We start from the raw sequence: 25,745 nt of genomic DNA, 5'->3' as shown, positions 1-25,745 counted from the left end.
TGTGAGGATGCTTAGACGGATAGTCTTTCTCCATCTGTTTTTGTTAAAGTGAAGAAGAAAAGATACCCGATAAGGGTGCCACTCAGAAAGCCAGCCAGGTGCGCCGCGTTATCCACTCCTTGCGAGATAACCGCAGCTATTACGTTTAATACTATAAATAAGCCTATATAAGCCAGGAACACCTTACGTGTTTCCCGGTGGAAGAGAGGCGTTGTCAGCAGCGCCAGAAACACCCCGTAAATGCCAAAAATAGCTCCGGATGCACCTACTCCTACTGCACTTTTATGAAACCAGATACTGACATAGTCGGATAAAAGACCGGTAATGATATAAGCTCCACTATACCGGAGACTACGTAATACGGGCTCCAGGAAAAAACCACCAATGAACAATCCCAGCATATTGGTAAAAAGGTGCCACAATCCGGCATGCAAAAACATACTACTTAATAATCGCCAATACTCCTGATGATGGATGGTCAAAGGCCAGTAGTTGGCACCGCAGTGCAACAGCTGTGTACCATTTCCCCACCATATATCCATTCCTGTTAGGATGGTAAACAGGAACATTCCCACATTTATACTAATCAGCACCAGTGTAACCGGCATTATTTTAAGTCGGTCTGTGATTTTCATCTCCTAAAAGTTAATGAAAAAACACCAATAACGCTTTACTCGTAGCGATATTCCATTATGAACTCGGTATCAGTGCCCAGTTTAGTGAACCCTTCACTGTGCAGGTGTACCCATGCTCCTGTTGGATATCCGTTACCATTGTAGTTATAGGTGTATTGCACAACAGTGGAACGTTCATACTCCTGGAAATGTTGCTGATAGATTGATTTTTCCTTTTCTGTAATCTTCACCAGGGAAGGATTATTGGTACTCAGGTGCAGAAATGCATTGGAGAGGTCGCCCAGCGGAGTCAGATAAATAACCGGTGCCACCGCATGGCTGATAAGCAACTGGTTTAGAATCGGATGCATTGGATTAATGGAATCATCCCACTCATAGTGGGCGGTTCGCAAAGTAATCAGGGTATCTTTTTGCTTACCTGCAAAGGTATCTATGCAGATATCCTTACGTTCAGGGTTGCCTTGTTTGTAGTTCCAGCTGATCGCCTGCGTGGAATCAGAATATTTCATTACTTCGGGGAGGCCTTTTTTCCAGCGGATGCTGGCAGAACGTAATGGACGCTCCTGGGCATCGAAATATTGTATGGCCGTTACATTACCCTCTTCATCCCAGGCAGTTACCTTAGCACGTTCCTGTACTTTGTTGGTGTTGGTATCCCGGCTGGATAATGTCATGCCGGTAATGCGATGGGAGCTATCGTAAAAAAAGGTGCTGATGTTGGTATCATTCAACTGTTCATGATGCACCAGTTCCTGCAGATTGCCAGCAGCATCATAGTGAAAGGTATATTGGGGAATACTGTCGCCACGGATACCAATAGTTGTCAGCCGGGGAACGGCTGCCTTGTATTTATTGGTACTACAGGCTGAAACAGTGATAACGATAAATAAACAGTAGATAACATTTTTCATACTCATGGCGGAATAAGGGTATGAAAATACTAATAAGATTTGAGTTTTCCGGCGGTTGATTGGCTAACGGAACAGATATGCGATCATGCGGACACAAAAAAAATCCCGGACTGATTCAGTCCGGGAAGTTTCTTTTTCCAACAAGTTGGAATATTACTCAGCTACTACTTCAAATTCCAGTTCGGTTTCGTTGCCTTTACCGAAATCGAGGCGAGCTTTGTATGTACCCAGTTCTTTAACGTCATCCAGGATGTGGATGCGGCGACGGTCGATTTCATAACCTTTCTGTTCTTTAATTGCACGTGCAATCTGAACACCAGTTACGCTACCGAATATTTTACCGGAAGTACCGGTTTTAGCGCCAATTTTAACAGGAGAAGCTTTCAGAACTTCCACTACTTTCGCAATTTCAGCCAGCAGTTTCTCTTCTTTTACTTTCTGCACCTTCAGGCGTTCCTGCAGTTGCTTCATGTTAGAAGGGCTTGCTTCCACTGCAAATTTCTGAGGAATCAGAAAATTCCTGGCGTAACCATTTTTTACGCTAACCAGTTCATTCTTCTGACCCAGGTTATCTACGTCTTGTATTAAGATAATTTGCATAACTTCTTACTTTAAAAGGTCAGTAACATAAGGCAATAAAGCCATTTGACGAGCTTTCTTAATAGCCTGGGCTACTTTACGCTGAAATTTCAGGGAGTTACCCGTAATACGACGTGGCAACATTTTGCCTTGATCGTTCAAAAATTTCTTCAAAAACTCCGCGTCTTTGTAATCTACGTACCTGATGCCCAACTTCTTGAAACGGCAGTATTTCTTCTGACGTTTCTCGGTTTTTACGGCCGTTAAGTACTTGATTTCTTGTTTCGGTTTAACTGCCATAGTTTTAAGCTTCAGTGGTTTTAGATTCAGCATTTACGCCATGTCTTTTGCGGCCGTTGTAAGTAACAGCGTGCTTATCCAGCGCAGTAACCATGTGACGTAATACATTTTCATCGCGATTCAGCTGGATTTTCAGCTTCTCATTGAGGTCGGATGGCGCATTGTATTCCAGAACAACATACATTCCTGTAGTTTTCTTCCGGATAGGATACGCCAGTGATCTTAATCCCCAGGGATTTTCGTGCGTGATTTCTCCGCCGTTATCTTTAATGATATCAGCGAATTTCTTCTGGGCGGCTTTGTAGTCGTCCTCGGAAAGCACAGGGGTAAAGATCACCATCAATTCGTAGTTCATAATTCCCTGTTTTAAATGGTTTAATTAAAAAATTAGGACCGCAAAGATACTGAACTATTCCTTATTTCCACGCGATTGGCCCGTTATTCCCTAAATATCTTGCGATGTATGTGTATTATATTGATAGTCAAATGAATAGGATATAAAAAGCCGCCCCGGTGGCCCAGGGCGGCGTCTCGTTGCATGGTTTTTTCAAAAAGATCAGTGGTTAACGAGAATCTTGCTAACCTGCACCTGTTCACCCGACTGTACCCGCAGGAAATAAATACCCGTTGGCAACTGTCCTATATCAATGGTTTTATAATTTTTGCCCTTCATCAACTCCGTATGGCCCTGGTAACGGACAYGACCCTGCACATCTATCAACTCCACATTTGCTGGTCCACCACGCGGCCAATCAATCCAATACTGCAATTGGCGGCCAAATATACACCACAATAATTTCCATAAAAAATCCTTATCAGCCATGAAAATCAATTTTACCGGGCTGTACCGGATACTGCTATCCAGGCCCACTATTTTTAACCGGTACTGAGAAAACCCGAACCAGGGCTTCTCATCATAGGTAATATAGGCCGATGCTTCCCGGGTAGTGCCATGAGCCGCAATGGTATCTACCGACTCATATGTCTGATAATTCCTGGAACGCTCTACCACAAAGTATTTACTGTTGATTTCATACGGCGTATGCCAGCTCACCAATACCTTGCTGCCATCGCCTTTGGCATCAAAACCAGTGACAGGCAAAGGATTCGCCAATACCGGCAGGCTATAACGACTCATTACCGGGTAATGATCCGTAGTAGTGCTGCCATAACTGTTCACCAGTTTCTCTACCTGCTTTTGAATACTTGCAGAGCCTGCCAGGTAGGCCACACCTACCTCATTGGAAGCAATGACATTATCAATAACTGAAGGGAAGCTGATGGTAGATCGCTGCCCGGACAAACTTAACGGCAACGTCAGCGGCCGGTAGTCACTGCTGTCATTCATGAAGTCGATGTAAGATGTGGTGCTATCCGGTAATAACTCTGTAGTGATGGTTTTAGACAAGTCATCATTAAAATCTCCCAACATAATAATATTACTATAAGGGTATTGCAGATCCAGGGTATCTTTTAATTCCTTCAAGCCATCCTTACGCCGGTGCCAGGAAGTAATTTTTTCCGGCTTGGTACCAGTATTGGCCTTGGCATGTAATAATACAAACTGTATCCGCGCCGAATCATTGTCCAGTTTGGCGGTGGCTTCCATCAGATAAGGGAAACGTCCTGAGGACCAGTTATAATAGGCATTGCTGCTGCCGCCTTTTCTCAGTATACCGTAGCTCCGGATCTTCCTGATTACAGCCGTTTTATATACAAAAGCCAGCTTCTGTGCACTCACATAATCCACATCTGTTAAACTGTCGGCGTAAGATCCGAAATCTGATAGTACATAACTATAACCCGGCAGCTGGGCTACCACTGCCCGGAAGCGCGCGGTGTCCACTACTTCTGCCAATGCAAATATGTCTGCATCCAGCTTTTTAAGTACGGTGGTTACATTCACCTGCTGCAGACTATCATTAGCGGGGTCCTGCGCCGGACTACCAAACCATTCAATATTCCAGTTAACTACTTTTAAAGAGCGCAGCGAAGTACCGGATAACGTAATGTGATGGTCGGAGAAGGCCGTGCTGCTAAAGCTAAGCGTACCGCTGTAAGGCTGTCCGGTGGCTGCAGGAGCAAACTGTACATATACATCCTGCGGACCAGCATTAATGTCTGCCAGTGTAAAGGTTACCTGGTTACTGAAGGTGCTGTTGTCGCGTGATACCTTGAAACCCGCAGGAGCACTGATATTCAGATCACTGGTAAAATCATTTGCCCAGAAATGAATGCTTTGTGCCTCCGATGTTTGTCCGGATTTCACATAATCGAAATCAAGCATAGCAGGACTACTGTTCAGGGTAGGCGCAGGTGCGGCAGTAGTATCTGTAAGCACAAAATCGTCTATTGTCCAGCGTGCTGCCTGTACCGATGGACCTGAAGTATACACAAAAGCAATGTAAACACTGCCTTGTTTGAATGGCGTAAGATTTATACCGGAAGATAATTTCCAGGCATCACTACCGGCATCAGGAAAGCGACCATTGATGGTCGTCCAGGTGGCCAGCCGTGGATCGCCATTACCAGTATAGTTGGTAGATACACGGAGGCTGAGGGATGGACCAGCAAAGGCAGTACGACTGCTGAATTGTAACAGTGGGAAATGTAAACTTGTCAGATCAAAGGCAGGAGAAATTAACCAGTCTTCATTCTCAACCGGACCTCCGCTATAACCATTGATCTGTATGCCATTGCTGTTATTTTGACCAAAAGTGGTGCAGCCCCATAGTTGTGCTCCGCTTACACTGTACTGGGTAAAACCTCCGCTGAGGACACTGCTGCCACTGGGCGTACAGTCGTTAAAGGAATAACTGAGTTCCTGACTGCCGGTAGCAAAGCCCCATTGCGTGCTGTCGCTGATGCCTGCAAACGCATTTCCTGACAGGTCTTTTATTACACCGCTATCTGCTGTAATATAATAGTGCCGGTTAGGCTGCAGTATTTTTTTAATAGTGAGTACATTATTGCTAATGATTACCGCAGCATTATTTATAGCCAAACTGTCTGTCGTACCCGTGTTGCTGTTGTGCAGGAAAATGAATCCATTACCTGCCTGTATATTTTCACTGAAGGTAATCTGGGGAGATGTTACGGGAGATACCCCCACTGCAGCATTGGCCGGAACCAGGTTGCTGATAACAGGTGAAGTAGTATCACTGCCAGATCCGTTTGCCAGTATATTATCAATGGCAAATCCAGGTCTGGAGCCAGCTCCGCTGATTTGTCGGTTTACCCAGCGCAACTGCACCAGCGCCTGGTTGTTACAGGCGGGAGGTAACAGCACTGATTTATTGACAGCATGCTGTGGCAAGGTAACACCCGATCCGGTTTGTGTAATAGTGTCGTTCTGATAGGCAGTCTCACCGATATTAATAAAACTACCGGTATCGCCTATACGATATTGTACAACCACTTCATTTATACGTGTGTTTGAATTGCCATCGTAAGGATTCCTGATAGTCATTACATCGTAACTCAGCTGTACATTTTGTTGCCCGCCGGTGTTGACAGAAAGTACCAGTGCATTATCCACACTACCACTGTTTAAGAATCCAAGTTTACCGGTGTAGTTGTATACACCATTAGCAGTGGATGATGCGCTGCCATTGGCTATCAGTGGTTTGTCGCCGGAAGGTGCTGCGGTATTAAAATTGCCGGAAGGCGAGCCTGCTAACAACCATCCCTGCCATCCATCCGGGTAAGTAGTGGCAGAAGAGGGAAGGGCATCAAAATCCTGTTGATATGGCAATGGCCTTGCCCCTGGATTAGTTTGCCCAACCACGTTGTTACAAATAAGAATACCAATAAATAATAAAGAGAATAGAGGTTTTTCCATAGTATGTTTTTAGAAAGGGGGGTAATCAGATTTCGGTATCTTAAATCTACGGAATTCATACCATCCTTCATATGATTTTTTTGTTAATAGTTAAGATCCTTAACCATATCATATTCTTATATGAATGCTACGCTTGCTTAGGTTTTGTAACAAAAGAGGCAAATGGAAAATAGCAGTCCTTTTTCCGATAAAATTTTGTGCGGGCAAGTATAGGTTCTGTATATTCACAGCCTGCTGTATTTATATTTTATATTTTTTTAATTTGTGTCTTGTCATCTTGTCAGTATAACCCTGCTGGCACACACTTTGAAAAATGTTCACGAAAAAAATCAGATAACCAATGCAAAAAGGTGCAATACGTGTTCAAACAGAGAACATATTCCCAATTATTAAGAAGTTCCTGTACTCCGATCATGAAATTTTTATCCGCGAGCTGGTAAGTAATGCCGTGGATGCTACCCAGAAATTAAAGACCTTAGCCAGTGTAGGGGAGTTTAAAGGAGATCTGGGCGACATTGCGATCGATATAAGAGTAGACAAGGAGAAAAAGACGATTACCATTGCAGATCATGGTATAGGTATGACTGCAGAAGAAGTGGATAAATATATTAACCAGGTGGCATTTTCAGGAGCGGAAGAGTTCCTGAAGAAGTACAAAGGGCAAGAGAATGGTACCAATATCATCGGACATTTTGGTCTTGGTTTTTATTCTTCTTTCATGGTGAGCAGCAAAGTGGAAATCTTCTCCAAATCCTGGAGAGAAGATGTCGCAGCGGTTCGCTGGGAATGCGATGGCAGCCCGGAATATGAACTGGAAGAAACCAGCAAAGCTGACAGGGGTACTGAAATCGTGATGTATATCAACGAAGAAAGTGAAGAATTCCTGGAAGATGGCCGCATCCGTTCTATCCTGGAGAAGTTCTGTAAGTTCCTGCCCGTTCCGGTTACTTTTGAAGGTACACAGATCAACAATACCAGCCCTGCATGGACTAAGAAACCAAGTGAACTGACCACAGAAGATTACCAGAATTTTTATAAAGAATTATATCCATACGCGGAAGCACCGTTATTCTGGATTCATCTGAATGTGGATTATCCTTTTAATCTTACTGGTATCCTGTACTTCCCAAAAATTAACAAGAGCTACGAGATGCAGAAAGATAAGATCAATCTGTACTCCAACCAGGTATATGTAACAGATGAAGTAAAGGACATTGTTCCTGAATTCCTGATGTTGCTGCATGGTGTGATCGATAGCCCGGATATTCCGCTGAACGTGAGTCGTAGTTACCTGCAGGGAGATCCGAATGTAAAGAAAATCAACGCACATATCACTAAGAAGGTAGCGGATAAACTGGATGAAATTTTCCGTAATGACCGTACTTCTTTTGAGGATAAATGGGATTCCATTGGTCTTTTTGTGAAATACGGTATGATGACCGATGACAAGTTCATGGACAAAGCCAACAAATTCCTGATAATGGAAGATGTGGCCGGCGGTAAATTTTATACCCAGGAAGAATACCGTACTGCAGCAGCAGCACTGCAAACCAATAAGGAGCAGAAGCTGGTGGTACTCTATGCTACCAACCCGGTACAGCAGGACAGCTATGTACAGGCTGCAAAAAATAAGGGCTTCCTCGTAGTGAAGATGGAAACCATGGTAGATGCCGCTTTCATCAACAATATGGAAATGAAGTGGGATAATGTTTCTTTCACCCGCGTGGATGCAGACATTGCAGATAACCTGATAGATAAGGACGAGAACACCACCACTGTATTATCGCAGGAGCAGGAAGGTACACTGAAAGAATTGTTTGGTGCGCAGGTTACCCAGCCCAACATCAAAGTGGAAATGAAAGGTTTGAGTACTGATGCACAACCAGTTATTGTTACCCGTCCGGAATTGATGCGCCGTATGAAAGACATGGCGGCTATGGGCGGTGGCGGAATGAGCTGGTATGCCAATATGCCTGACGAAATAAGTATGACGGTGAATGCGAATCACCCGGTATATACACAGATACTGAAAGAAAGTGATAATACATTGCAACAGAAGCAGATAAAGAATCTGGCGGATTTGGCACTATTATCGCAGAATTTATTAACAGGAGCGGATCTTACCGCATTTGTCAATAGAAGCGTAGAACTGATGGGAGAAAGAAAGTAAGATAACTGCACAATAAAAAAAGTATTTCATTTCCTGGTTTTTAGTTTTTATTTGCAGCAACCCCCGAAACTGCATATAATATTAAATAAGGCAGGAGAAAAATATTGTAAAACCTATCCCCTGGCATATTGCCGGGGGATTTTTAGTTTATAGTAGTTATATGAAAAAAAGAGCAATTAAGATTTTAAGCCATGTCATTGTGTTGAGTACGCTCGCACTTTTTTCCTGTTCGAAAACAGAAACCACACAACCAGTTGCAACAAATCCACCGGTAACAACCACACCTGGAACGCCACCACCGGCAGGGGATACTTTTCCCCAGCAAACGGCCGGTATCACCGTACAAAAAATCGACACAAAGGGTGGGAATATCAGTAGCTATCTGCTATATATTCCAAGTACTTATAACAGCGAGAAAAGCCACAAGTGGCCAGTTGTCATTTTCCTGCACGGAGTTGGAGAAATGGGGAATGATATTAATGTACTGAGAAATGTAGGCCTGGTAAAGGTAGTGAGTGGAAAGCCTTTTGTGATGATTGCTCCACAATGTTTAAGCGGCTGGTGGAATCCACAATATCTTGATGTGCTCTATAAAGAAGTGTTGGCTAAGTATCACGTGGATCCCAGCCGGATTTATCTGACAGGTTTAAGTATGGGCGGATATGGAACATGGGATTGGAGTTCTGCTCATCCTGAAAAATTTGCCGCTATTATTCCAATTTCCGGAGGAGGGGATGTAAATCGTATGCCGGCGTTGAAAACAATGCCTACATGGGTTTTCCATTCAGCAGATGATCCAACTGTAAATGTGGAGAATTCGCGGACGCTGGTGAAAGCCTTGAAAGCAATTGGAGGAAATGTGCAGTATACAGAGTATCCTAACGGCGGCCATGATGCCTGGACACGCACTTATGCCAATGCCGATGTATATACCTGGTTGTTAAAGCAGCATAAATAATAATTGGTTGTTTTTTATTCAGATATTTTGCCTCAGGAGGGGTACTCACCGGAACAAAATATCTGAATAAAGATCAATTATTTCCGATTCTGATATCAATTACTTTTAGTTGGAGAGAGGTTTGACCGTTCCATTCATTTTCATCCAGCGAAAATACCATGTCAAAAGGTTTTTTGCCAGCCATTACCGGGAATTTTTCCGCCATATAAAAGCCAATCCCGGACATGGTGGGGCCATATCTCCCCTGTTTTACAGAAAATTTAATGTGCTCATCTTTTACAATCTTTGAATAACCGTTGTCTACAAGATTTCTGGCCAGGAAAACAGGGCGCAGATTTTCTGGTCCCAGGGGTTCAAATTGTTTAAGAATATTAAAAAATGCCGGCGTGATGTCGGAGAAATGAATTTCTGAATCAATCACTATTTCGGGCACCAGTTGATCCGGGTGTATCGTCCTGGCCACTACTTCTTCAAAACGTTCCTGGAAGGCTTTTACATTTTCTGTTTTGAGGGTCATCCCTGCTGCATAAAAATGTCCGCCATAGTTTTCCAGCAAATCTTTACACTGGTGAATGGCTTCATATACGTTAAAGCCCATAACAGAGCGTGCGGACCCTGCTACCTTATCGTTTGATTGTGTGAGAATAATTGTGGGGCGATAGTAATATTTATCAATCAACCTGGACGCAACAATTCCTACTACTCCCTTATGCCAGTGGGCCTGGTACAGGACAGTTGATTTTCTGTTGGCAATGTCCACATCATTTTGCAGGAGCAAAATTGCTTCCTGGGTAATGGTGCTGTCAATTTCTTTTCTGTCGAAATTATCTGCGTGTAATACGGCAGCAATAGCGGCTGCTTTTTCCACATCATTTTCTATAAAAAGGTTGACCGCCTTCCGGGCATCATCCATTCTGCCGGCTGCATTCACACGCGGGGCAATTACGAATACCAGGTTGGCAATGGTTAACTTTTCTTTTAGTGCACTGAGGGTAATCAGCGCTTTGATACCTGGCAGTGGATCTTCATTTACTTTTATGAGACCATGAAAAGCCAGTATCCTGTTCTCTCCGGTCATGGGAACAATATCTGCGGCAATGCTGGTGGCTACCAGATCGAGGAATTTATTGGCCTCGGCAGATGGTAATCCTCTTTTTTGAGCAAAAGCACAGATCAGCTTATAACCGATACCACACCCGCTTAACTCTTTATAAGGATAGGGACAGTCTGCCTGTTTCGGATTCAGAATGGCTACTGCCGGAGGTAATATGGCATCGGGAAGGTGATGGTCACAGATAATGAAGTCAATTCCCCATTCTTTGGCCACTGTAATATGTTCTATAGATTTAATACCACAGTCCAGGGCTATAATCAGGCTGAAATCATTATCCCGGGCATATTCAATGCCCTGCATGGAAATACCGTAGCCCTCACGGTAGCGGTGCGGGATATAAAATTCAATATTGCTGTAGAGTTTCTGTAGAAAAGCGTACACAGTAGCTACTGCGGTAGTGCCATCTACGTCATAATCTCCGTAAATCAGTATTTTTTCATGTTGGAAGAAAGCCAGTTCTATACGTGAAATGGCTTTATCCATATCTTTCATCTTCCATGGATCATGGAGATCTTCAAGCGTAGGGCGAAAAAATTGCCGGGCAGCCTCAAAGTTGGTTACACTGCGTTGTACTAATAACCGGCATAGCAACGGGTGTATACGCAATGATGACTGTAGTAACTGTTCCTGATTTGGTTGATATGCCTTTACTGTCCAGCGTTTTTGCATTATTTTATTTTAAAGGCTTAAGCTATCCGCTTCTTCCGCATATTACATTATTTTTTATTCTTTCTAAAATGTTCTGTCAGTTGTAAATCTAACAAGAGATTCCAGTCCGTTTCTGACAGCATTTTCTGGGAACTTATTTAAAATGGTAAGGGCTTCATCGCGGTATTCAAACATTTTTTGCCTGGTGTAATCAATCCCTCCGGATGCTTTTACCAGACGGATGACTTCTTCTACGCGGTCTTTATCGGTATTATGATTTTTTACTATGTTGATAATTTTTCTCCTGGTTTCTGTGGAGGCATGTTCCAGCGTATAGATGAGTGGAAGGGTCATTTTTTTCTCGCGGATATCAATACCGGTAGGCTTACCGATTTTGGCGGAACCATAATCGAACAGGTCATCCTTTATTTGAAAGGCGACACCTACTTTCTCTCCGAAAAGGCGCATTTGTTCCGTGGTGTGTTCGTCATTGCTACTGCTCCATGCGCCTGCAGCGCAGGCAGAGGCCAGTAATGAGGCCGTTTTGCGACGGATGATCTCGAAATAAATATCTTCCTTGATATTCAGTTTACGGGTTTTTTCAATTTGCAGCAATTCCCCTTCACTCATTTCTTTCACCGCTTCAGATAATATCTGTAAAGTTCGGAAGTCATTGTTATTAAGAGATAGCAGCAGGCCTTTAGACAGCAGATAGTCGCCAACCAGCACTGCTATTTTATTTTTCCATAAAGCATTGATAGAAAAGAGTCCCCGGCGTTCGTTGGCGTCATCCACCACATCATCATGCACCAGTGTAGCAGTATGTAGCAATTCTACCAGTGCTGCTGCACGGTAGGTACTCTCCTGGATATTGTCGCTGAAAAGTTTTGCTGATAATAAAACAAACATGGGCCTGATCTGCTTTCCCTTGCGCTTCACAATGTAATGCATAATCCTGTCCAGCAATGGCACATGACTTTTTACTGAATCTGCGAACTTACTTTCAAAATCCTGTAATTCTTTACCTATCAGGTGTTTAATGTCATCCATGTATTAAATAAAAAAGGATTGCTAAGCTAGGTTTTATAAATCACATTTTAACATTTTGGCCTTTAATTTGTATATGGAGTATAACATTCCTTTAACATGAGGTAAAGATTCCTTTAACACGAGGTATGCATAAGTTTAACTTAACTGGATTTAAGGTATATAAATACTTTCATTTAAGCTCTAATATTGAAGGACTTATCAATGAAAATAATATTGCAAGAAAAATTTGTATATTCATTTATGATATTTACCTTTGCTAGGTAAAAAACGGGTTATTAGTAAATTTTTAACAGTTTTTAATAAAAAAAACAATTATGGCAAGCAAAAAGTACTTATTACTGGCAGGCGCTGTGGGTTTACTATCAGCATCTTCTAGTTTTGCACAGGTTCAACCAACCGGCTATGATGCTCTGGATAGCACCAAAGTGTCTAGCAAGCGTATGGTACAACAAAATAACTTCACGAACCACCAATCGAATTTCCCGGCGAAACCGAGAGATATGTGGGAACTGGGTTTTAGTGGTGGTTTACACCTGATTAGCGGAACTGTTCCTCCTCAAGCAGGTTTCGGTGGCGGTATCTCCCTGAGAAAAGCGCTGGGTCACACTTTCTCCCTGAGAGCTGAGTACATCGGTTCCATTGATAAAGGTCAGGATTACAGACTGCGTCCTACTATCATAGCTAATGGTAACCCATGGGCTAAGACTGCGGCGTTGAACGGTGGTCAGATCATCCCGAACTACAAATCTCAGAATCATCAGCTGTCTTTGGACGTGATTGCTTCTTTGAGCAACATCCTGTTCTACAGAGCTGAACCTAAAGTTAACTGGTATTTACTGGCTGGTTACTCTATCGTAATGGCTGACGTTGACGTAGATGCATTGGATGCAAGCGGCAATGGTTACAAATACGATCCAGCTAAACTGACTGGCAAACGTTCTGATATTAAAAGTTATATCAAGAGTGTTCAGGACAAGAAGTACGAACAGAATGCTCCTTCACAGGGTAACAGAACTTCCATTGGTCGTAAGGATGACAACCAGTTGCTCCGTCACGCCCTGGATCTCGGTACTGGTGTAGCGTTTAAAGTTTCTAAACGTTTCAACATCGGTATTGAAGAAAAAATCACCATGCCATTTGACGCATACCTGGATGGATATGCTAATCCTTATGGTTCTTCTAAAGATTTCTACTCTTACACCAGCTTACGTCTGAACTTCAACCTGGGTAACCCAGCTAAACGTGTACAGCCATTATGGTGGATCAACCCACTGGAATACGCTTACAGCGAGCTGAGCAACCCACGTCACATGAAGATCCCAGCTCCGGTTCTGCCTGATGCTGATGGTGATGGTGTAACTGACCAATTCGATCGCGAACCTAACACTCCAGCAGGTGCACCAGTTGATTCTCATGGTGTTGCTAAAGATACTGATGGTGATGGCGTTCCTGATTACAAAGACAAACAACTGATCACGCCTACTTATTGCCAGCCAGTTGATGCTGATGGTGTTGGTAAATGCCCAGATCCAGAATGCTGCAAAAACATTGCTCCTGCAGTGACTTGCGCTAACCTGGTTCTGCCTAGCGTTTCTTTCAAAGGAAGCACTACCAAAGTTGGTAAAGATCAGGAAGCTATCCTGGCTTCTGTTGCAGCTACCCTGAAATCTAACCCATCTTGCAACGTCCTGGTAACAGGTCACGCAGGTGCGAAAGGTAAGAAAGGTGGTGTTGACCTGAGCAGCCGTCGTGTTGATTCAGTTATCGACTACCTGGCTGACAAACAAGGAATCGACCGCGGTCGTTTCATCAAACAAAACACTCCTGGTGAGTCTGGCACTGTTGATTTAGCTCCTGCTAACTAATCAGTATCACTCATTAAGATGATAACTAAAAAAATCCCCGCCCGTTCATTCGGGTGGGGATTTTTTTATTCACTAAACACTCCGCTACGATTTATTGTTGGAGTGTCAATATTTACCCCTAATTTTGAAGGCTTTTTAACCAACTTATTATTACGTGGGAATAAACATTAACAGGGTCTCCCTGGCAGGTCTCGTAGTAGCGCTCGGTATTATCTACGGCGACATCGGAACATCTCCACTTTATGTTTTCAAGGCCATCGTAGGGGGCAACCCCATCAGCGATCTGCTGGTGATAGGTGGTATCTCCTGTATCATATGGACACTAACCCTGCAAACCACCGTTAAATACGTTATCCTGACCCTCCGGGCAGATAATAAAGGGGAAGGTGGTATCTTTTCACTGTACGCGCTCGTAAGACGCCATGCCAGATGGACCGTTATATTCGGTATGATCGGGGGCGCGGCCTTACTCGCTGATGGTATTATTACACCTCCCATTACCGTCACCTCTGCTATTGAAGGGTTACGAACACTGGAAGTTTTCAAAGACCTGGGACAGCTTACTATCGTAAAAATAGTACTGACCATTATTACAGGCCTCTTTGTGATGCAACAGTTCGGTACCGTTTCTATCGGTCGTATGTTTGGCCCCATCATGGTACTGTGGTTTTCTATGCTCGGTATCCTCGGTATTTCACACATTGCCGATGACCTTAGCATCTTTAAAGCTTTTAGTCCCCATTACGCTATTGAACTCTTAACGACTTATCCTAAAGGTTTCCTGATACTGGGTGCTGTATTCCTGTGTACAACAGGGGCAGAGGCGCTGTATTCTGACCTTGGACACTGCGGTAGGGGTAACATCAGAATTTCCTGGATTTTCGTTAAATCCTGTCTTATTTTGAATTATCTGGGCCAGGGCGCATGGTTGCTGACACAAAAAGGTCAGATTCTTCCTAAAGACCAGAATCCATTCTTTACCATTATGCCGGAATGGTTCATCATTTTTGGTGTATTAATCGCCACACTGGCTTCCGTAATCGCCAGTCAGGCATTGATATCCGGGTCCTTTACCCTCATCGCGGAAGCCATGCGACTTAATCTCTGGCCGAAAATGCGGGTAAACTACCCAACGGAAATGAGGGGACAACTCTATATTCCCGGTATCAATACGATGCTGTTTGTGGGTTGTGCGGCTATTGTAATGATCTTCCAGGAGTCTTCCAATATGGAGGCGGCTTATGGTTTGTCTATTACCATCTGTATGCTCATGACCTCCTGTCTCTTTGCCTTTTACCTGTATACCAAACGGGTATGGGTCGGGTGGATACTACTATACCTGGTCGTCTATTTCACGATTGAATTCTCCTTCCTGTTTGCGAATGTTATTAAATTCATGCACGGAGGTTATGTTACGGTGATTGTAGCGGGTGCACTATTCCTGGTGATGATTGTCTGGTTCAAATCCCGTAAAATCAAAAACCGTTATGTGGAGTTTGTGCGACTGGAAGATTATCTACCTATTATCCAGGAACTGAGTAACGATACATCTATTCCCAAATATGCCACTCACCTGGTATATATGAGCAGCGCGGATAATCCTAAGGAGATAGAACATAAGATCATCTATTCTATTCTTAATAAAAAGCCTAAACGGGCAGATATCTATTGGTTTGTGCATGTGGATGTGGTAGATGAACCTTATTTAAGTGAATACTCCGTACAAACAATTATCCCGAATGAAGTAATACGCGTGGAATTCCGCCTGGGATTCAAAGTGGAACAGCGTATTAATCTGATGTTCAGGATGGTGGTGGAAGATATGGTTCGTAACAAAGAAGTAAATATTACCAGCCGTTACGAATCATTGAGTAAGAATAATGTAGTAGGAGACTTCCAGTTCATTGTAATGGAGAAATTCCTTTCACATGATAATGATTTGCCTTTGTACGAAAGGATGGTCATGAAAATGTATTTCTTCCTGAAAAAGATCAGTTTATCGGAAGAAAGAGGCTTCGGACTGGATTCCAGCTATGTAACCATAGAAAAGTATCCTTTGGTAGTAGCACCTGTTACCAACCTTCAGCTGAAGAGGATTGTACATTAGCATAAAGCATAAAGCAAAAAGCTATTGTCGCGGAGATTTGCGGGACAATAGCTTTTTGCTTTCCTGATTTCCACCTATCCCACAAATTGGATATTCCCATTTTTTTTATAGATATTGGGGTGTAAGGGAGCTGGTTTCTGTACTGGATATTGGCTCCAACTTCTGAAAAAAGCTAAATTTTAGTAATGGTGAACAAATTTTTTGGCGTGCTGGTAATGCTGGCACTGCAACAAAACCTATGGGCGCAAACAACTCCTGCCAGCGATTACAGGGAACTGCCCGATCCCAAACCCGTAAATAAAGCCTCCTGGGCCGCTGTTAATGACGCCCGGCTTCACGTAGCATTCGGTACTGCAGATACACGTTATGAAAAGCGAAATGCACCTGGTAACGCTCTTCTCAGGGACACCTGGAAAGCCACCGCATGGAAAGGTGAGCGTATTCACACCCAATTGGTGATCTGGACAACTATTGCGCAATCAGCTGTTACTGTTCAGGCGTCTGCACTACAGGATAACAAAGGCCATCAGATTGCTGCTAATGCAGTAACAACGGGCTTTGTAAGATATGTTATGACCGATGGGTTGAATAAAGACGGTGGTGGCTGCGGATATCGCAAACCCGGAGAGTTTGACTCTTCACTGGTAGCAGATGGCATCGACATCCTCACCAAAAGAGACATTGCCGCCAATAATACACAACCTGTTTGGCTGAGTATACAAGTACCTGCCAATACGCCAGCCGGTGTATATAAAGGCACTGTGAGCGTAAAAGGTGGTGCCACTGCGGTAAATATGCCTTACGAAGTAACGGTGTTGGAGCATACATTACCCGCTCCGAAAGATTGGAGCTTTCACCTGGATCTGTGGCAGAGTCCTTATGCTATAGCACGTGTATATGGTGTGAAACCCTGGAGCGAGGCTCATTTCAAGGCAATGAAGCCTTACATAAAAATGCTGGCAGATGCTGGTCAGAAAGTGATTACCACCACCATCATTTACGATCCATGGAATAGCCAAACGGAAGATATTTATGGTACTATGGTGAAATGGACGAAGAAAAAAAATGGTGGCTGGGCTTATGATTATACTATTTTTGATAAGTGGGTACAGTTCATGATGGACCAGGGTATCCGCAAGGAAATCAACTGCTATAGCATGATTCCATGGAATCTGAAATTCTACTATTACGATGAAGCTGCTGCAAAAGATACTTTCATTGTAGCCAAGCCAGGTACACCTGAATATAGTGCTCACTGGCAACCTATGCTGAATGATTTTGTGAAACACCTGAAAGTAAAAGGATGGTTTAATATCACTGCTATTGCTATGGATGAAAGACCTATGGAAGATATGCRGCAGGCGATGACCGTTATCCGTAAAGCAGATAAAGATTTCAAATTATCATTGGCAGGTTCTTATCATGCACCACTGGCCAATGAAATTCACGACTATTGTATTGCTTTGAGAGAATCATTTCCTGCAGATGTACTGAAAGCACGTTTGGCAAAAGGTTTACCGACTACTTTCTATACCTGCTGTACAGAAGGATTTCCAAACACTTTCACTTTTTCGCCTCCGGCAGAATCTGCATTTATGGGATGGCATGCTGCCTTAAAAGGATATAACGGTTATTTACGCTGGGCATTTAATTGCTGGGTAGCAGATCCGTTACAGGATTCCCGCTTCCGTAGCTGGTCAGCCGGAGATACTTATTTCGTATATCCGGGACCGAGATCTTCTATCCGTTTCGAAAGAATGGTGGAAGGTATACAGGATTATGAGAAGATAAGCATTCTGAGAGCTGAATTTACTAAAGCGAATAAAACAGCAGCTTTGGATCAATTGAATAATATACTGAAACCTTTTGAGGAAGAAACGTTGAAAACCACGCCAGCAGCGGTTGTTTTAGAAGCAGCCAAACAGGCATTGAACAGTTTATAATTTATAGTCGATATAACGGTAAAGGTTAAACGTTTATAACCATCTTTGCAATAGTATTACTATATAAAAAAAATCCTCCGGGGAACCGGAGGATTTTTTTTTAACACAACTAAAAAACAATCAAATGTGTTCATCAATCGGGCTTTTTCCCATCTAAAAAGGTATTGATTGTATTAATTTCTGTATGATTATTTTGTCCGGGATCGCTCACGGTGTAATTCGAATAGAAATGCTCAGCGGAGCCGGCACCGTTATCCAGGTTTACATTTCTGCGCAGATAGGCGGGCACATTTTCCAGTTCCGCATTATTGTCCATGTTTTTCACATTGAAACTGATGCTGCGTAATTTGGCTACTCTTTCTGCCTGTTTGCGTTTCTGTTCTTCCAGATCTTCATATGCCTGTTGCATAGGCACTTCAGGAGGAGCAGGAGGTACGTTTACAGTACCTTCATCTTCTTTATACACCATCTTCATTTCGGGAGTAGGTGTACCTGGTTCTACATATATATGAGACGGTCTGTTTAAATATCCTCCTGCCGCATTACCGGTTTGTGGCTGAATGATATTCACATTCGGCTGTTGGGCGTGTGCAGGTGGTATTTGTTGAACCGGCTGTTGAACAGGTTGTTGCTGTATTGGCTGCTGCATTTGTTGTTGTTGCATTTGCTGCAGTTGTTGTTGCTGGGCCTGTTGGATTTGTTGTTGTATCTGCTGCTGGTCAGGCTGTTGAGGCTGTGTTGGTGGTACCTGTTGGATATTCAGCACATAGTTCTGACGAGCAGGTGCAATAGGCGCCTGTTGTTGTGGCTGTGGTGGTGTATAAGCCATCACTGGTTCAGGATGTGTGATGACTGGTTCCATGAGACGTGGTGCCATCAGATCCTGTGGCTCCTGGAACAGCAGCCCCTGTGCCTGTTGTACGCTCATTTTTTTTTCATCACCATCTTTCCCTAATTGCATTACAATTTTAGGTTCTACGCGCTCCGGGTTGGAGGGAGTGATTTTTTGCTGTGTGATTGGTTTTTGTTCAAAACCGGTAGCAATGATGGTTACACCCAGTTGCCTGTCCAGTGTTTGATCGTAGCCCACACCCAGGATCACATCGCAATCCTCTCCGGCCTGGCTTTGTACATAGGCCTGGATAATATCCATTTCGTCCAGTGTATGTTCAAATTCACCTTCGGAAGAAGAGATGTTGATAAGTATCCATTTAGCACCGCGTATATCGTTATCATTCAGCAACGGAGAAGTCAATGCGTCTTCAATAGCCCTTTGCGCGCGGTTTTCACCTTCTGCCAGTGCAGCACCCAGAATTGCCACGCCACCGTTACGCATAACGGTACAAACGTCGGCAAAATCCACGTTGATCTGACCGGTAGAATTGATGACATCCGTAATACACTTGGCAGCAGTAGCCAATACGTTATCCGCTTTTTCGAAGGCCGCCTTGAATTTCAGGTCGCCGAATTTCTGGCGTAATTTATCGTTGGAGATGATCAGCAGGGTATCTACATACTCTTTCAGGCGGGAAACGCCTTCGTCTGCCTGCAGCATCCTTTTTTTGCCTTCATAAGAAAACGGGGTGGTAACAATACCAACAGTCAAAATACCCAGTTCCTTACATATTTTGGCGATAATAGGAGCGCCACCGGTGCCGGTGCCACCGCCCATACCGGCAGTAATGAAGGCCATTTTGGTATTTACCTCCAGTATTTTTTTGATTTCTTCAAAGGATTCTTCTGTCGCCTGTTTCCCTATTTCAGGATTCGCACCGGCTCCCAGCCCCTGGGTGAGGTGAGGTCCCAACTGAATTTTGTTGGGAACTGGGCTATTAGCAATAGCTTGTGCATCGGTATTGCAAATAATGAAATTTACCCCTTCAATGCGCTGGCTATACATATGATTCACCGCATTACTTCCTCCACCACCTATGCCGATGACTTTGATGATAGAAGATTTTTCCTTAGGAAGATCAAAATGTATCATGACTCTATACTTTTATGGGTTAGTACGATAAATAATAATGAACTATTAAGAATTAAGTGCGTATATGCTTTACTGTTACTATGGTTCATTTGTCCTGTCATTATTAATTATCGGTTCTTAATTCTTATTGTATTAACGTTTCGTTTTTGCAACAATTGCGCCATTTAACTTTTAAAGTTTTGCATCTTCTTCTTCTGTGAACATATCAATGATCTTTGTTTTCATTTTGTCCAAGAAGTTCTTTAATGACGCATTCCGCTCTTTTGCTTTCCTGTCCTGTATTTCCTGGCTGGTGGGGGCAGCTTCTTCTATCCAGTCGTCTGTTGGAGTAACTGACTGTGCAGCCTGTTCTTTGGCAAGATAGCTTGTATTAATTTTTACATAATTTTCTTCCAGTGCTTTACGATCATTTTCAAAATCATTGTATCCTTTCAGGATCAAGCCCACACAGGTAGCATACATAGGTTTGGTTAGCTCATCTATGTGACCACTTGCAAGGTGCTCATTGGGGAAACCTATACGGGCGCTTGCGCCGGTGGTGTATTCTGTCAGCTGTATGAGGTGTTTCAGTTGGGATCCGCCACCGGTGAGGATAATACCGCCATTCAGCATTTTATTATCCATACCGATTTGCTTGAGATGATATACTACGAAATCGAGTATTTCACTCATCCGCGCCTGTATGATATGCGCGAGGTTCTTCACTGAAATTTCTTTGGGGCTCTGACCTCTTAATCCGGGAATGGTGATATAGGCATTGCTTTTAGCTTCATCTGCCAGTGCATAACCAAACTGCACTTTCATCTGTTCTGCCTGTGTTTTTAATACACCCAGTCCGTTTTTGATGTCATTGGTAATGTTTTCACCACCGTAAGGAATTACTGCGGTATGTTTGAGAATACCTTCGTAAAACACGGCTAGGTCAGTGGTACCACCACCAATATCAACAATGGCTACACCTGCTTCAAAGTCCATGTCGCACATAACAGCAGCTGCAGAGGCAAGTGGTTGCAATACCAGGTCACGGATTTTTAGACCTGATTTTTCCACGCTGCGGTTAATGTTGCGGATGGCGTTTTTATCGCCGGTAATAATATGGAAGTTTGCGCCCACCTTCACCCCAGACATACCAATAGGGTAGGTGATATTCTGCAAACTATCCACTATATATTGCTGCGGGATCACATCGATGATCTGATCACTCGCGGGAATAACTGTTTTGTACTGATCGTTGATCAGCTGGTCAATATCTTTCTGGGAGATTTCCGCATCGGTGTCGTTGCGCACAATATCGCCGCGGGTTTGCAAACTTTTTATATGATGACCGGCTATACCAACATATACCTCGTTAATCTCCAGGTTGGGGTTGGATGCATAACAATTTTCGAGTGCTTGCCTGATAGCTTTTATTGTTTGGTCAATGTTCAGCACCATACCGTGCTGCACACCAAACGATGTAGCTTTACCGAATCCCAGGATTTCCAGTTTCCCGTATTCATTCTTCCGTCCTGCAATGGCAGCAATCTTCGTAGTACCTATGTCGAGTCCTACAATGATGGGAGCTTCCTGATTCATGGCGTTTTTTGTTTTTTTGATGTGTTAACAGATTTATTCCCTGGCTTATACACTGCTTTAGGTTGTTGTTTGGCCGGCGCAACAGCTGCTTTTTCTTTCTTTACCACTTTTACATGCTGCGTTTTAGCCTTTTCTTTTACTACCGGTGCCGGTTTCTTTTCCGGTTTTGCCGCTACTGCGTGTTCCGGTTTAGCTGTTGCTGGTGTCGCTGCAGTAGAGTCTTCGCTGTCCGATATCGGCGGCTCATCTGGTGCCGTCAGTTTCAAACTATCCGTTTTGAAAACCGGTTGCAATGGAATTACGCCATCTTTACGGGTGCACACCACTTCACCGTCAAAGGCGATATTGATGCGCGTATAATTATTCCAGCCTACTTTATTCAATCCTTCTTTGTAAAAAGCCAACAGTTTGGTAAATTTTTTATCTATATCTATCCCTTCTCCGAAAGCGATGACCTGGTCTCCCAGTTTAGGTATGAACTCAAACCTGCGATCTTCCGTAATCATTAACTGTTCTACCTGTGCCATCCAGAAAGGATCATCGCCAATATAACTTCCCAGATCTACGATCTGGGCGGTTAAAAGACTATCTGCTTTCTGCAACTTTTCCGCATCTGTGGGAAAGCCGGTGAATACAGGCACTCTGGCAGCATAACGGCTGGATACGGGGATATGTTCTCCGGCTCCGTCGAGGTAAAAGCTATTCCCGGAAAACGTGAACACCCTTGCTACCGGTTCGCGTTGCGTTACTTTGATATTCAGCTGCTGCCCGTTATCAAAATAAATTTCCGCATTCTTTACCCACGGGTCCTGGTCCACTATTGCTTCCAGCTGCGATATGTTGATGTCACCAATCCGTTTACCTACAGGATTCAGACTTTTATCTTTTGTGATCAGGGATTTTATATCCTTGGACTCAATAAAAAAGTTGTCATCTTTCCCTTCAAACTTCACCTGTATACCTTTACACTTGCCAGCGTCTTTATCTTGTATAGCCGCTACCAGCAATACTATAAAGCCAGACAATGCCATTCCCCAAAGGAGAGCGATGCCCAGGCGTTTTAATATTGTGGTTGTTTTAGACAAGTATTTTAAAATTTATGTTGTGATGTTTACTTCATTTTTAATTCGTTTGCAATCGGTTCTTTTAACTGATCGATGTCTCCTGCTCCGGCAGTAACCAGTAATGGGGTATCTTTTGATCTTAAATATTCCACTACTTCTTCTTTCGGTATTATTTTTACCGGTACTGTCATTTTTGCTGCAATCATTTCGCTGCTAACCCCTTCAATAGGCAGTTCACGTGCCGGGTAGATAGGAAGCAGTATTACTTCGTCTGCCAGAGAAAGACTTTCAGCAAAACCATCTGCCAGATCACGGGTACGGGTAAATAAATGTGGTTGGAAAACAACTGTACATTTTTTACCGGGGAATAATGCTTTTGCACTGGTAATCAGTGCGCGCAATTCTTCAGGATGGTGTGCATAATCATCGATATATACCTGTCGATCATTTTTTACCACGTATTCAAACCTGCGTTTGATTCCTTTGAAATTAGCGATGGCAGCTCTTATCTTATCAGCATCTATTCCCAGCAGGTGTGCTACGGTGATGGCGGCAACTGCATTTTCCACGTTGTGCATTCCGCCAATGTGCATGGAAATGTTGTCGATCATCCAATCCTGCTGCATTACATCAAACTCATATCCGCCGTTGTGCATGCGGATGTTGGCAGCGTAAACGTTGGCAGCATCGTTTTGTAAACTGTACAACAACTTGTTTGTTGCATTGAGTTCGTTATTCCGATGCAGGCCGAACCTAGCAATCAGCGTGCCATTGGGCTTAATATTGTGTGTATACTGAATAAAAGCGTCTTCCATTGCTTCCGGCGTGCCGTATATATCGAGGTGATCTGCATCCATGGCAGTCAACACCGCTACGTCCGGACTTAATTTCAGGAAAGAGCGGTCATATTCATCTGCTTCAATTACAGCCACTTGTTTGTCGCTGCTCCAGAAATTTTTGTTATAGTTCACGCTGATACCACCCAGGAAAGCATTACAGCCATACCCACTGTCGGTGAGCAAGTGTGCGATCATGGTAGAAACTGTTGTTTTACCATGTGTACCAGCTACTGTGATGGCAAACAGCGAACGTGTAATTTCCTGCAAAACATCACTGCGCTTTACCACTTCATAGCTATTGTCCCGGAACCACTGCAACTCTGTGTGAGCGGCCGGTATCGCCGGCGTATATACTACGAGGTTAGCTTGTTTATCTGCTGCGTTAATATCGTCTGTGTAATGGATTTGCATACCCTCTGCTTCCAGCTGCTTTGTAAGCGCTGTGGAAGTACGGTCATAACCGCTTACCTGCACTCCTTTTTCATTGAAAAAGCGTGCAATGGCGCTCATGCCAATACCACCGATACCGATGAAATAAACCCTTTGTATGTTATTCAAATCCATATATGCTGCTAAATCGCTAAATAATTTCCAATACTTGTTTTGCAATAACCATATCAGCATTGGGATTCCCCAATTTACCGATATGATTTTCCAGCTGTTCCATCAGCGCCTTGTTTTGCAGGAGGCTGAACAACACGCTGCTTAATTGTGACTTTACTTCTTCGTCCTTAATGATTAAACCTGCCTGTTTGTTTACCAGGTTCATCGCATTGGAAGTCTGATGATCTTCCGCTGCAAAAGGATAAGGCACAAATATCACGGGCTTTTTCACGACACATAATTCTGCAATGGCCAATGCTCCTGCCCTTGATAACACTACGTCTGCTGCTTTGTAGGCAAAGTCCATTACGTTAATGAAGTCGTATACTTTTATGTGCGACTCATACGGTGCAGCAGCTGCTTTAGCGGTTTCATAATACGGCTTTCCGGTTTGCCAGATCAGCTGTATGTCTTTATCCACTATCATTTTCAGCAATGGTTGTAAACCCTCGTTAATGGATTTAGCGCCTAAGCTGCCGCCTACTGCAAAGATGGTTTGCTTATTGGTGCGTAAGCCAAAATGATGCAGGGCATCTTCTCTTGTTACAGCCGATTGTGAAATGTTGTTCCTGACAGGGTTACCGGTCATTACCAGTTTGTCTGCCGGAAAAAATTTCTCCATTCCATCATATGCCACACAAATCTTCTTCGCCTTCTTACCTAATATTTTATTCGTTTTACCTGCAAAGGAATTTTGTTCCTGTATCAGGGTAGGAATACCATTTTTCTGCGCCCTGTTCAGCATAGGGAAGCTGGCGTATCCGCCCACACCTACTACTGCGTCGGGTTGAAAGTTTTTCAGGATGGCTTTTGCGCGGCGCAAACTTTTCCAGATTTTATAAGGCAGCAGTATATTTTTGAAGATATTGCTGCGATTAAATCCTGCGATTTCCAATCCTTCGATTGGATAGCCTGCTTGTGGCACCTTTTCCATTTCCATTTTTCCGGTGGCACCTACAAATAGTATGTTGATGTCCGGCTGCAATTTTTTCAACGCATTCGCGATCGCTATCGCGGGGAAGATATGTCCCCCGGTACCGCCGCCTGCTATGATCACTTTGCGTTGCATATTGTTATACTAATTACGATTGATGCTATATAAATACGTATTAAGCGACTGCAGCGTTTTCCGTACTCGCCATTACTCTTTCCAAACGTTCTTTTTCTGCCTGCTTTCCTTCCATTTCTTCTACATTTCTGGATACACTGAGGATAATTCCGATGGCCATACTTGTAAATAAAACAGAAGATCCGCCCATACTCACCAGTGGCAGGGTAACCCCTGTAACCGGGAACAGCTGCACGTTTACTGCCATATTGGTCAGCGCCTGTATCACCAGTGTAACACTGAGCCCTACTGCCAGGAATGCACCAAAGGCATACGGACATCTTTTATAGATCCTGATACTTCTCAGTAATAAGATCATGTAAGCTGCCAGTATCAGGAAGGCGCCAAACATGCCATATTCTTCAATAATCGTTGCATAGATATAATCAGAATAGGCGTGCGGCAGGAAGTTACGTTGTGTACTATTGCCGGGTCCTTTACCTAAAAT

General features: G+C 43.5%; 19 protein-coding genes. 5 read left to right on the top strand and 14 right to left on the bottom strand.

Translation table 11 applies throughout. From position 1 onward, the window contains the following. Positions 1 to 11: 11 nt before the first annotated feature. From AC1DP6_RS06510 to AC1DP6_RS06485, 6 genes are all read right to left on the bottom strand, one after another. Positions 12 to 635: a rhomboid family intramembrane serine protease gene (locus AC1DP6_RS06510; RefSeq protein WP_477054100.1), complete on the bottom strand. Its 624-nt coding sequence runs from the start codon at positions 633 to 635 to the stop codon at positions 12 to 14. Between the two features lie 35 nt (positions 636 to 670). Continuing rightward, positions 671 to 1,546, bottom strand: a complete 876-nt coding sequence (locus AC1DP6_RS06505; RefSeq protein WP_477054099.1) for a hypothetical protein — start codon at positions 1,544 to 1,546, stop codon at positions 671 to 673. A gap of 153 nt (positions 1,547 to 1,699) precedes the next feature. Next, positions 1,700 to 2,146 (bottom strand): 50S ribosomal protein L9, encoded by a 447-nt coding sequence (gene rplI, locus AC1DP6_RS06500; protein ID WP_079469410.1) that lies wholly within the window; start codon positions 2,144 to 2,146, stop codon positions 1,700 to 1,702. Positions 2,147 to 2,152: 6 nt separating this feature from the next. Then, entirely contained in the window at positions 2,153 to 2,425 is a 273-nt protein-coding gene (gene rpsR / locus AC1DP6_RS06495) for a 30S ribosomal protein S18 (RefSeq protein ID WP_133806446.1), read from the bottom strand. Between the two features lie 4 nt (positions 2,426 to 2,429). Then, positions 2,430 to 2,780 carry a 30S ribosomal protein S6 gene (gene rpsF / locus AC1DP6_RS06490; RefSeq protein WP_245898643.1) on the bottom strand — a complete coding sequence of 117 codons (351 nt, stop codon included), beginning with the start codon at positions 2,778 to 2,780 and terminating at the stop codon, positions 2,430 to 2,432. Positions 2,781 to 2,981: 201 nt separating this feature from the next. Then, the gene (locus tag AC1DP6_RS06485) at positions 2,982 to 6,266 is read right to left on the bottom strand and encodes an Ig-like domain-containing protein (protein ID WP_477054098.1); all 3,285 of its coding nucleotides are present in this window, start codon (positions 6,264 to 6,266) and stop codon (positions 2,982 to 2,984) included. A 340-nt stretch (positions 6,267 to 6,606) separates the two neighbouring features. Here AC1DP6_RS06485 and htpG point away from each other — a divergent pair, with 340 nt between their 5' ends. Together htpG and AC1DP6_RS06475 are read left to right on the top strand one after the other, a co-directional pair. Next, the gene (gene htpG, locus AC1DP6_RS06480; RefSeq protein WP_477054097.1) at positions 6,607 to 8,436 is read left to right on the top strand and encodes a molecular chaperone HtpG; all 1,830 of its coding nucleotides are present in this window, start codon (positions 6,607 to 6,609) and stop codon (positions 8,434 to 8,436) included. 160 nt (positions 8,437 to 8,596) lie between these two features. Next, positions 8,597 to 9,394 (top strand): carboxylesterase family protein, encoded by a 798-nt coding sequence (locus AC1DP6_RS06475; RefSeq protein WP_477054096.1) that lies wholly within the window; start codon positions 8,597 to 8,599, stop codon positions 9,392 to 9,394. A gap of 73 nt (positions 9,395 to 9,467) precedes the next feature. On the opposite strand, the gene recJ is transcribed toward AC1DP6_RS06475, so the two are convergent. Further along, entirely contained in the window at positions 9,468 to 11,177 is a 1,710-nt protein-coding gene (gene recJ, locus AC1DP6_RS06470) for a single-stranded-DNA-specific exonuclease RecJ (RefSeq protein ID WP_441573611.1), read from the bottom strand. A 63-nt stretch (positions 11,178 to 11,240) separates the two neighbouring features. Continuing rightward, entirely contained in the window at positions 11,241 to 12,206 is a 966-nt protein-coding gene (locus tag AC1DP6_RS06465) for a polyprenyl synthetase family protein (RefSeq protein WP_133806442.1), read from the bottom strand. A 314-nt stretch (positions 12,207 to 12,520) separates the two neighbouring features. Between AC1DP6_RS06465 and AC1DP6_RS06460 the strand changes: the two genes are divergently transcribed. The 3 genes from AC1DP6_RS06460 to AC1DP6_RS06450 all read left to right on the top strand — a co-directional run bounded on the left by AC1DP6_RS06460 (position 12,521) and on the right by AC1DP6_RS06450 (position 18,121). Beyond that, a complete protein-coding gene (locus AC1DP6_RS06460; protein WP_477054095.1) occupies positions 12,521 to 14,071 on the top strand; it encodes an OmpA family protein in 1,551 nt (516 codons plus the stop codon). A gap of 154 nt (positions 14,072 to 14,225) precedes the next feature. Then, positions 14,226 to 16,178 (top strand): KUP/HAK/KT family potassium transporter, encoded by a 1,953-nt coding sequence (locus AC1DP6_RS06455; protein WP_441573613.1) that lies wholly within the window; start codon positions 14,226 to 14,228, stop codon positions 16,176 to 16,178. A gap of 185 nt (positions 16,179 to 16,363) precedes the next feature. Next, complete coding sequence (locus AC1DP6_RS06450) at positions 16,364 to 18,121, top strand: DUF4091 domain-containing protein (RefSeq protein ID WP_477054094.1); 1,758 nt, start codon at positions 16,364 to 16,366, stop codon at positions 18,119 to 18,121. Between the two features lie 133 nt (positions 18,122 to 18,254). Here the strand turns inward: AC1DP6_RS06450 and ftsZ are convergent, their stop codons facing one another. The 6 genes from ftsZ to AC1DP6_RS06420 form a co-directional block, all read right to left on the bottom strand. Next, the gene (gene ftsZ / locus AC1DP6_RS06445) at positions 18,255 to 20,108 is read right to left on the bottom strand and encodes a cell division protein FtsZ (RefSeq protein ID WP_477054093.1); all 1,854 of its coding nucleotides are present in this window, start codon (positions 20,106 to 20,108) and stop codon (positions 18,255 to 18,257) included. 171 nt (positions 20,109 to 20,279) lie between these two features. Continuing rightward, entirely contained in the window at positions 20,280 to 21,683 is a 1,404-nt protein-coding gene (gene ftsA / locus AC1DP6_RS06440) for a cell division protein FtsA (protein ID WP_291922745.1), read from the bottom strand. Further along, positions 21,680 to 22,768, bottom strand: coding sequence for a cell division protein FtsQ/DivIB (locus tag AC1DP6_RS06435; RefSeq protein ID WP_477054092.1), 1,089 nt, complete (start codon positions 22,766 to 22,768; stop codon positions 21,680 to 21,682). The genes ftsA and AC1DP6_RS06435 overlap by 4 nt, the downstream gene beginning before the upstream one ends. Before the next feature lie 26 nt (positions 22,769 to 22,794). Further along, positions 22,795 to 24,150: a UDP-N-acetylmuramate--L-alanine ligase gene (gene murC / locus AC1DP6_RS06430; RefSeq protein ID WP_477054091.1), complete on the bottom strand. Its 1,356-nt coding sequence runs from the start codon at positions 24,148 to 24,150 to the stop codon at positions 22,795 to 22,797. Positions 24,151 to 24,166: 16 nt separating this feature from the next. Continuing rightward, positions 24,167 to 25,258 carry an undecaprenyldiphospho-muramoylpentapeptide beta-N-acetylglucosaminyltransferase gene (gene murG, locus AC1DP6_RS06425; protein ID WP_477054090.1) on the bottom strand — a complete coding sequence of 364 codons (1,092 nt, stop codon included), beginning with the start codon at positions 25,256 to 25,258 and terminating at the stop codon, positions 24,167 to 24,169. Between the two features lie 40 nt (positions 25,259 to 25,298). Further along, the coding region (locus AC1DP6_RS06420; protein ID WP_477054089.1) for an FtsW/RodA/SpoVE family cell cycle protein at positions 25,299 to 25,745 on the bottom strand (447 nt) is incomplete at its 5' end.

It is taken from the genome of Chitinophaga sp. 01L420 (genome assembly GCF_056399985.1).
This window is presented reverse-complemented; position numbering and strand designations above follow the sequence as displayed.